Annotated in this window: 9 protein-coding genes; 1 reads left to right on the plus strand and 8 read right to left on the minus strand. The window is 60.0% G+C overall.

Annotation, left to right across the window (positions count from 1 at the left end; all coding sequences use genetic code 11):
* Positions 1 to 44: 44 nt before the first annotated feature.
* The 8 genes from rplI to ACNPN0_RS15800 form a co-directional block, all read right to left on the minus strand.
* Positions 45 to 503, minus strand: coding sequence for a 50S ribosomal protein L9 (rplI, locus tag ACNPN0_RS15765; protein ID WP_105656588.1), 459 nt, complete (start codon positions 501 to 503; stop codon positions 45 to 47).
* Between the two features lie 17 nt (positions 504 to 520).
* A complete protein-coding gene (gene rpsR, locus ACNPN0_RS15770; RefSeq protein ID WP_013350683.1) occupies positions 521 to 760 on the minus strand; it encodes a 30S ribosomal protein S18 in 240 nt (79 codons plus the stop codon).
* A 61-nt stretch (positions 761 to 821) separates the two neighbouring features.
* Positions 822 to 1,391 (minus strand): single-stranded DNA-binding protein, encoded by a 570-nt coding sequence (locus ACNPN0_RS15775; RefSeq protein WP_013350684.1) that lies wholly within the window; start codon positions 1,389 to 1,391, stop codon positions 822 to 824.
* A 55-nt stretch (positions 1,392 to 1,446) separates the two neighbouring features.
* Entirely contained in the window at positions 1,447 to 1,743 is a 297-nt protein-coding gene (gene rpsF, locus ACNPN0_RS15780) for a 30S ribosomal protein S6 (RefSeq protein WP_060703203.1), read from the minus strand.
* 170 nt (positions 1,744 to 1,913) lie between these two features.
* The gene (locus ACNPN0_RS15785) at positions 1,914 to 4,004 is read right to left on the minus strand and encodes an acyltransferase family protein (protein ID WP_332486902.1); all 2,091 of its coding nucleotides are present in this window, start codon (positions 4,002 to 4,004) and stop codon (positions 1,914 to 1,916) included.
* A 116-nt stretch (positions 4,005 to 4,120) separates the two neighbouring features.
* Complete coding sequence (locus ACNPN0_RS15790; RefSeq protein WP_105656590.1) at positions 4,121 to 4,612, minus strand: helix-turn-helix domain-containing protein; 492 nt, start codon at positions 4,610 to 4,612, stop codon at positions 4,121 to 4,123.
* 140 nt (positions 4,613 to 4,752) lie between these two features.
* Positions 4,753 to 5,304, minus strand: a complete 552-nt coding sequence (locus ACNPN0_RS15795; protein WP_166650745.1) for an LURP-one-related/scramblase family protein — start codon at positions 5,302 to 5,304, stop codon at positions 4,753 to 4,755.
* Between the two features lie 94 nt (positions 5,305 to 5,398).
* Positions 5,399 to 6,679, minus strand: coding sequence for a M18 family aminopeptidase (locus ACNPN0_RS15800; protein ID WP_105656592.1), 1,281 nt, complete (start codon positions 6,677 to 6,679; stop codon positions 5,399 to 5,401).
* A 240-nt stretch (positions 6,680 to 6,919) separates the two neighbouring features.
* Between ACNPN0_RS15800 and ACNPN0_RS15805 the strand changes: the two genes are divergently transcribed.
* Positions 6,920 to 7,306 carry a LapA family protein gene (locus ACNPN0_RS15805; RefSeq protein ID WP_133833776.1) on the plus strand — a complete coding sequence of 129 codons (387 nt, stop codon included), beginning with the start codon at positions 6,920 to 6,922 and terminating at the stop codon, positions 7,304 to 7,306.
* Positions 7,307 to 7,333: the final 27 nt, after the last annotated feature.

A 7,333-nucleotide genomic window follows, 5' to 3' on the forward strand; every position in this document is an offset into this window, starting at 1 on the left:
CGGAGTGCCCCCCACCTCTTGAACAGAAGCTGAGTCTAGAAGACTTACTTCTTGGCAGCAGCTACAACCTGCAGGCGCAGGTTTGCAAGAACGTCAGCGTGAACGCGAACGGTTGCGGTGTAGTTGCCAGTCGACTTGATCTGGTCGTTGACCTCGATGTTGCGCTTGTCGATCTTACCCAGACCGGCAGCCTCTACGGCAGCAGCAATTTCGGTGGTCTTGACGGTGCCGAACAGGCGACCGTTCGAGCCAGCCTTCATGGTGATCTTCACCGGCTGGGACTTCAGCTTAGCTGCAAGTGCCTGAGCATCCTCAAGGTTTGCAACGGCGCGAGCAGCACGTGCAGCCTTGATCGACTCCACCTGCTTCTCACCGCCCTGGGTCCAGACGATTGCGAAGCCGCGTGGCAGCAGGTAGTTACGGGCGTAGCCGTTCTTTACCTCGACAATATCGCCAGCAGCACCGAGACCGGATACTTCGTGAGTCAGAATGATCTTTGCCATTTTGCTATCCCTCTTCCTTAGCCGCGGCCAGCGCCGGAGTAAGGCAACAGGGCTACTTCACGTGCGTTCTTGATTGCCTGTGCGATCTTGCGCTGTTCCTGAACGGAAACGCCAGTTACACGACGAGCGCGGATCTTACCGCGGTCGGAGATGAACTTGCGCAGCAGTGCGGTGTCCTTGTAGTCGATGACAGTGATGTCAGCGGCCTTCAATGGGTTGGACTTTGGTTTGGGCTTACGGATTTCAGCCTTAGCCATCGTGGAGCTCCTTAGCTTTGGAGCCCGCAGAGTGATCTGCGGGATGGTGAATAAATATTGTTTAGAAAGGCGGTTCGTCTGCGCCCGGGTTGCCCCAGCCGCCACCGTTGTTTCCGCCGGTGCTCCATGGGTCTGCGGCTGGAGCATTCCATCCGCCACCCTGCTGAGGCTGCTGCTGACGCGGCGCCTGAGCTGGTGCACTTTGCTGCGGTGCGTTGGAGAAGCCTCCACCACCGTTGCCGAAGCCACCGTTGCCACCGCCGGAGCGCTGGGTACGGGTGACCTTGGCGGACGCGAAACGGAGCGATGGGCCGATTTCATCGACTTCAAGCTCCATGACGGTGCGACGTTCGCCTTCCTTGGTGTCGTAAGAACGTGAACGCAACCGGCCCTGGGCGATGACACGCATGCCCTTGGTCAGCGTTTCAGCAACGTTCTCTGCAGCTTCGCGCCACACCGATGCGCGCAAGAACAGGGCTTCCCCGTCCTTCCACTCATTGGACTGGCGGTCAAAGGTGCGAGGAGTCGAAGCGATCGTAAAGTTCGCTACGGCTGAACCGGACGGCGTGAAACGCAGCTCCGGATCGGCAGTCAGGTTTCCGATAACGGTAATAACAGTCTCGCCTGCCATTGACTCTCCTTAAAAAGATTGAACGTTAATTCCTACGACGGAAGGTTTCGCGTAATTAAACGCGTGCCTCTTCCGGACGGGTGACCTTGTGGCGCAGGATCAGTTCGTTGATCTTGAGCTGGCGCTCAAGCTCAGCGGAAGCTGCTGGCTCTGCGGTGTAGTTCACCACTACGTAAGTGGCTTCTGCCTTCTTCTTGATCTCGTAGGACATCTTGCGACGACCCCAGACATCAACCTTTTCGATAGTGCCACCGTTGGAGCGGACAACCTCGAGGTACTTCTCGATGGTTGGCTCTACGGTGCGGTCATCGACCTCTGGATCAATGAGGACCATAAGTTCATAAGCACGCATGTGAACCCACCTCCTTTGGGCTAAACGGTCGCGGTATTTCCGCAACAGGAGGTTCTTGCGTTATCTGTGCACCAGACGCCCAACTTTCGGGCATGCAGTGGCACAGACCTTCCAATCCTACCCGAGAGACCCGAACTTGCATAAGCCTTGGTGTCCTAAATCATGCTGGGCTACTCGGAATCCAAGGCAGCCTCGATCCTATCGCCAAAGATCGGGGCCAAGGTGCGCATGTAGGTATCGCTGATGTGGTGCTTGTCCCGGTAGACCAAGACATTTCCCACCACTGCCGGGCAGGTTCCATCCATGCAGAAGTAATCGCTGAAGTCGAGCACTTCGACGCGCGGCTCCAGTTCGGCGGCCTGCTTGGTGGCATCGCCCACTTCATAGGCTCCCTTTTCCGGGAAGGCGCACTTATCCGGGTTCTGCACGTTTTCTTCCACGCAGTCGCGCGCATAGGAATCCTGCGGCGGCCGCGGGGTGTCCACAATGGCGTAGACCGGCAGGCCCGCGTCTTCAAGGGTGGACCACGTCGAAGCCAGCCCCTGTGCCGCGTCAGTGGTAAAGGTGGCTCCTCCCCAACTCGAGGTGATCACCGCGTTGATGTCATCGCGCGCAGCCAGAGCTTCCATGGTCTGGTCGATGGCTTCTTCGCAGTTGATGCTGCCATCCCGATCCGCCTTGCGCTGGGCCTCGGAGAACGGGCAGGAATTCTTCAGATAGGTCACCACTTTCCAGCCCTTGCTTTGGGCGTATCGGCTGACGGCCTCGAACCAGTGGGCTGCATGGGAATCACCCACCAGGGCCACGGTGTAGCTGGCGTCCTCGCTGCCGAATTCGCATTCCTTGATCTGCGTGGATTTCGGTTCCTGGACGCAATCTCCCAGTTCGGGCTGGTCCTCGGCGGCCGTCGCAGGAAGCGGGACGACCTGGCGATGGCCGGAAAGGTACGCAGGTGCGCCCTGGCCCACGGAGGCCGCGCCAAAACCAGCTGGCGGGTTTTGCATCATCGCGCCCAGCTCACGCTGCTCCTGGCCCACAAGATGCTGCTGCATGGCACCTGGCAATAGCGCGATGGACGCGGCCAGCCCGACCATCGCCGCCCCTGCAATCAAGGAGCGGGCAGGAGAACCGGCTATGGGGCGGAAGTGGCGCATGGGAGTTTCGACCCACTTCAAGCTGGCCCAAGCCAAGAGCAGGGACCCGGCCAGCAAGGCCAGCGACTGCAATGGGTCCGGGTTGCCCCCGGCCAGTTCGATGAAGAATACGATCAGCGGCCAGTGCCACAGATATAGCGAATACGAGGCGAGGCCGACCCATTGAACGGGAGCCCAGTTCACCAGCGGGTGCAGGGAACCAGGTCCTCGCGTACTGCCTGCGGCAATCACCACGGCGCAGCCAAGAACCGGGAGGGCCGCCGCAATCCCCGGGAAGACTGTTGTGGCGTTGTAGCTGAATGCCGCGAAGCAGATCGCCGCCAAAGCCACGAGTACGGCAAGATTTTTGAACTGCCAGCTGGTTGCCCACGGTGGAAGCTTCAAGGCGCCGTTGGCGTGCGCCTGGACTGCCAAGGCCAGCAGTCCGCCGACGGCCAGTTCCCAAATGCGGGTGGTGGTGATGAAGTATCCGGCGCTATTGCCTGAGTAACCGGCATAGGCCGAGTATCCCAGCGACAAAAGTGCGGTGGCTGAGAAAATGATCCAGAGCATGCGACGCCGCGGGGCAAATCCATCGCCACTGCTAGCGTCCGCATTCGGTTTGGCCAACAGGCACACGGCCAAAACCAGCAATGGCCAGAAAAGGTAGAACTGCTCCTCCACGCCCAGGGACCAGAAGTGCTGCAACGGCCCGGGTGCTTGATCCGAAGCGAGGTAGTCGACGGAGTCGGCGGCGAGAACCCAGTTCTGCACCGAGAAGGCAGAGGCGATGGCCTGGGTGCCCAAGGCACCCCACTGGGTTTTGGGAAAGATCAGCAGGCTTGCCACGACAACTACCAGGATCACCAGCATGGCAGCCGGGAGGATTCTTCGCGCTCGGCCGGCAAAGAAGGCTGCGAGGCTGACCCGGCCGGTGCGTTCGGCTTCACGCAGCAGGTGCGAGGTAATCAGGAAGCCCGAGATGACGAAGAAGATGTCAACGCCGATATAACCGCCTGGAACTGCGGATGGCTCAAGATGATAGGCGACGACCAGCAGAACCGCCAAGGCGCGGAGCGCTTGGATCTCCGGGCGGAAATTCTTGACCTGCAGGGAATTCGAACTCATAGTCATTGATCAGACCAGCAGGGGGTAAACAGCAGGTTATCAATGGGCAACAGTCGGTCTAACGACCCGTGGGAACCTCATGGGCGGTGCCTGGGTTTGCGCTTCGCAGCATGGACCTAGCCCAGCAGTTTCCGATTTGCCGTGGACAGCGGGTATTTGGCGTCGAGTTTGGCATCCAGGCTCAGACGGAAAGCAGCCTCAAGCAGCAGCTGCCCGACGCCCCAGTACACCGGGATCAGCAACCAGATGTACCACCCAAAGTTGCCGGTGGTAGCCAAGATGACCGTGCCGAAAGTGACCAGGATGCCCAGCCCGCGGAACACGGCCAGGATCCCCTTGGTTGCCGAATCCCGACGATCTTGATCTGCTTGGGCCCGCGCTTCAAGCCCATCCACGGCCTCGGAGAACTTCGGAGTCTGGACGCTTTTGAACAGGTCTCCAACCGGCACCTCCAAGGCCTTGGCGACCAGTGAGATAGTCTCCAAGCTCGCATCATTTCCGGCTTCGAGCCGTTGGACCGTTCTGACAGTGATGCCGCTTTCGGCGGCTAGACGTTCTTGCGTCCAGCCCTTGGCACGGCGAAGCTCTGCAATCCGTGATTCATTCATGCCACTTACGCTAGCCAATGGCGCCCCGAAAGCACCACGACATCGACGTGACAGTTACCCGACTGCAACACGACAGCGGCCAAGAACCAAGGCTGGCCTGCGACGAAGAAGTATTCCTGGCGGCGACTACCTCAGCTCCGTTAAGAATTGCGCTGTTGCTTTTCACGGATCAAATCCAGTGCCAGCACCGAGCCGATCACTGCCTGGCGTTGCTGTGCGTTGAGGTTTTCCGCCAAGCGCAGGGCATAGGTTGACTTGCCGAGCAATGCGTTGCCCATCCCGGACCATTCCCGGGTCACGGTTCCCAGAACCCCGCCGGGACCGGTGATCTGGAAGTCGAAGTCCCAGATGCTGCCCAGTAATTCGAGCTCTTCGCCCAGCATCGAGATGGAGACCCTTGTTTTGAAGAAGGTGATCCTCTTGACCAGGCTGGCCAGCGGGGCAGCGTTGCCATCAAGGATTTCAAAACGATCGCGGCCCATGGTCATCGTGTCCTTGACGATGACAACCGGATTGCCTGGTCCATCGAAGACCGTGAGTTCGCGAGCCCCAACGAACATGCGGCCCAGCGCGCTTCCGCCGGTATCCACGTGGGCAATCTGCATCCCGGAAGAATCAAGAATCGCGAAGTCGTTCTTCGAGATGTTCTTCGTCTGCTGGAAGATCAACGTGTTCTGGTTGAGGATCGTCATGGTGCCGATTATGCCATCGATTAGGCACATCGGGCGAAGATCCCCCGGGGAGGCGAAAAGCCAGCCCGCAGGCCGGCTTTTCAGGTTGGACTTGCTAGGCTCCGAAGAACTCGCGAGAGACCTTGGACAGATACCAAGGGTCGTCAACGCCGCACATCTCGCGGGCCGAGTGCATGGACAGCAGCGCGACTCCCACATCCAGGGTGCGAATGCCCAGTCGGGTCGCGGTCAATGGTCCAATGGTGGATCCGCACGGTACGCGGTTATTGGACACGAACTCCTGGTAGGGAACTCCCGCCGACTCGCACCAGTTGGCGAATGCGGCAGCACCCACCGCATCGGTGGCATAACGCTGGTTCGCATTGATCTTCAGCAGCGGGCCGGCATTCAGCTGCGGACGGTTGGCTGGGTCGTGGCGCTCTGGGTAGTTCGGGTGAACCGCGTGGCCAGCATCGGCAGACAGGCATACAGAATTCGACAGGGCGCGAGCGGTGTCTTCAACTGAAGCATCCATGGATGCCTGGATGCGGTTGATCAGCTCTTCCAGGAATGGGCCGCAAGCGCCCGAGCGCGAGGAGGAACCCAGTTCTTCGTGGTCGAAGGCAGCAAGCATGGCAATGCGGTTGCCTGCTGGCTTGCGGGAATGGCCCGTCAGCGCAATCAGGCCTGCGTGCACCGAGGTGAGGTTATCCAGCCGGGCGCTGGCGAAGAAGTTCTTGCCCTCGCCAAAGACCTCGCCGCGCTGCGCGGGCGCGGTCAGGATGTCGTAGCCGGCTACCTGGGCCGGGTCGACACCTGCAGACTTCGCCAGGATCGCCAGGATGTCGGCATCCGCCAGATCGCCGGCGCCAAAGATTGGATTGGTGTGGGTCTGCTTGTCCAGGGTCAGGCCCTCATTGACCTGGCGGTCCAGATGGATCGCTAGTTGCGGGATGCGCAGGATTGGTTCGGTCTTCGCCAGGTGCTCGGAACCGTCCTTGAGTACCAATCGGCCGGCGAGCACCAGTTCGCGGTCCAGCCAGGAGTTCAGCAGCGGTCCGCCGTAGACTTCGACCCCTGCCTGCCACCAGCCGTTGGAACCGGTGGTTGGCTTCGGCTTGAGCTTGAAGCCCGGCGAGTCGGTGTGGGCGCCGAGGATATGGAATCCGCTGGTCGCAGTGGCAGCTTCTGGCTGCACCCAAGCGATGATCGCACCGTCGCGGACCACGTAGTAGGAACCCGGGACCAGGTTCCAAGCCTGCTTTTCGTCCAGACCGGTGAATCCAACAGCGTCCAAGCGCTGCGCGGCCGAGGCCGCGGCGTGGTAGCTCGATGGCGAGGTTGCGACGTATTCGGCCAGATCTGCAATGTGGGCCATTGCTGCGGCTTGTGCCATGGCTGGTTACTCACTTCTTTCTGTCAAGAGATGTTTGTCAGACGGTTCTTCAGGTTTTGGTTCCCGCCTGAAAAGTCGAGTTGCCTCCCAGCTTAGTAGCCTGAACCACATTTGCTGATGTCCTGCTGGGCCTGCCTCCGCCCTGGCAACCTGGCAGACACCCCTATCCGGGTCTTGACTTGGCACCTCGCTCTCGACGAAGCTGAAAGCAGTCCCGGAGACAAGGAAAGCGAGTTCATCATGGCTACGGCTGATCGAACACCAGAGCAAGAGAACATTCCAGCAGAATCACGCGAGGTCGAAGTGGAGACCACCGTACCGATGGATTCCAAGGTCCAACGGGCCAAACCTGCCGGTGCAGATAAGCTCCCAGCGACCAAGTTGGGTCGTATCTGGACCGCTACGATCTTCGGCTTGCTCGTGCTGATCCTGCTGATCATCTTCATTGCCCAGAACCAGGAGCAGGTGACCCTGAACTACTTCGCGTATCAGGGACAGGTCAACCTCGGGCTGGCATTGTTCTTTGCCGCTATTGGTGGCGCCCTAGTGGTCGCGATCGCCGGGGTGGCCCGCGTGATACAGCTGCGCTCTACGGCGAAGAAGCAGCGCAAGGCCAATAAGCGCTAGAAAGCTCCATGGCCGCCGGGCGGAACC

The organism is Glutamicibacter sp. AGC84, assembly GCF_053543575.1.

Coding starts and splice junctions, on each gene's coding strand:
- rplI (WP_105656588.1), bottom strand. CDS start 503: ATGGCAAAGATCATTCTGACTCACGAAGTATCCGGTCTCGGTGCTGCT.
- rpsR (WP_013350683.1), bottom strand. CDS start 760: ATGGCTAAGGCTGAAATCCGTAAGCCCAAACCAAAGTCCAACCCATTG.
- ACNPN0_RS15775 (WP_013350684.1), bottom strand. CDS start 1,391: ATGGCAGGCGAGACTGTTATTACCGTTATCGGAAACCTGACTGCCGAT.
- rpsF (WP_060703203.1), bottom strand. CDS start 1,743: ATGCGTGCTTATGAACTTATGGTCCTCATTGATCCAGAGGTCGATGAC.
- ACNPN0_RS15785 (WP_332486902.1), bottom strand. CDS start 4,004: ATGAGTTCGAATTCCCTGCAGGTCAAGAATTTCCGCCCGGAGATCCAA.
- ACNPN0_RS15790 (WP_105656590.1), bottom strand. CDS start 4,612: ATGAATGAATCACGGATTGCAGAGCTTCGCCGTGCCAAGGGCTGGACG.
- ACNPN0_RS15795 (WP_166650745.1), bottom strand. CDS start 5,304: ATGACGATCCTCAACCAGAACACGTTGATCTTCCAGCAGACGAAGAAC.
- ACNPN0_RS15800 (WP_105656592.1), bottom strand. CDS start 6,679: ATGGCACAAGCCGCAGCAATGGCCCACATTGCAGATCTGGCCGAATAC.
- ACNPN0_RS15805 (WP_133833776.1), top strand. CDS start 6,920: ATGGCTACGGCTGATCGAACACCAGAGCAAGAGAACATTCCAGCAGAA.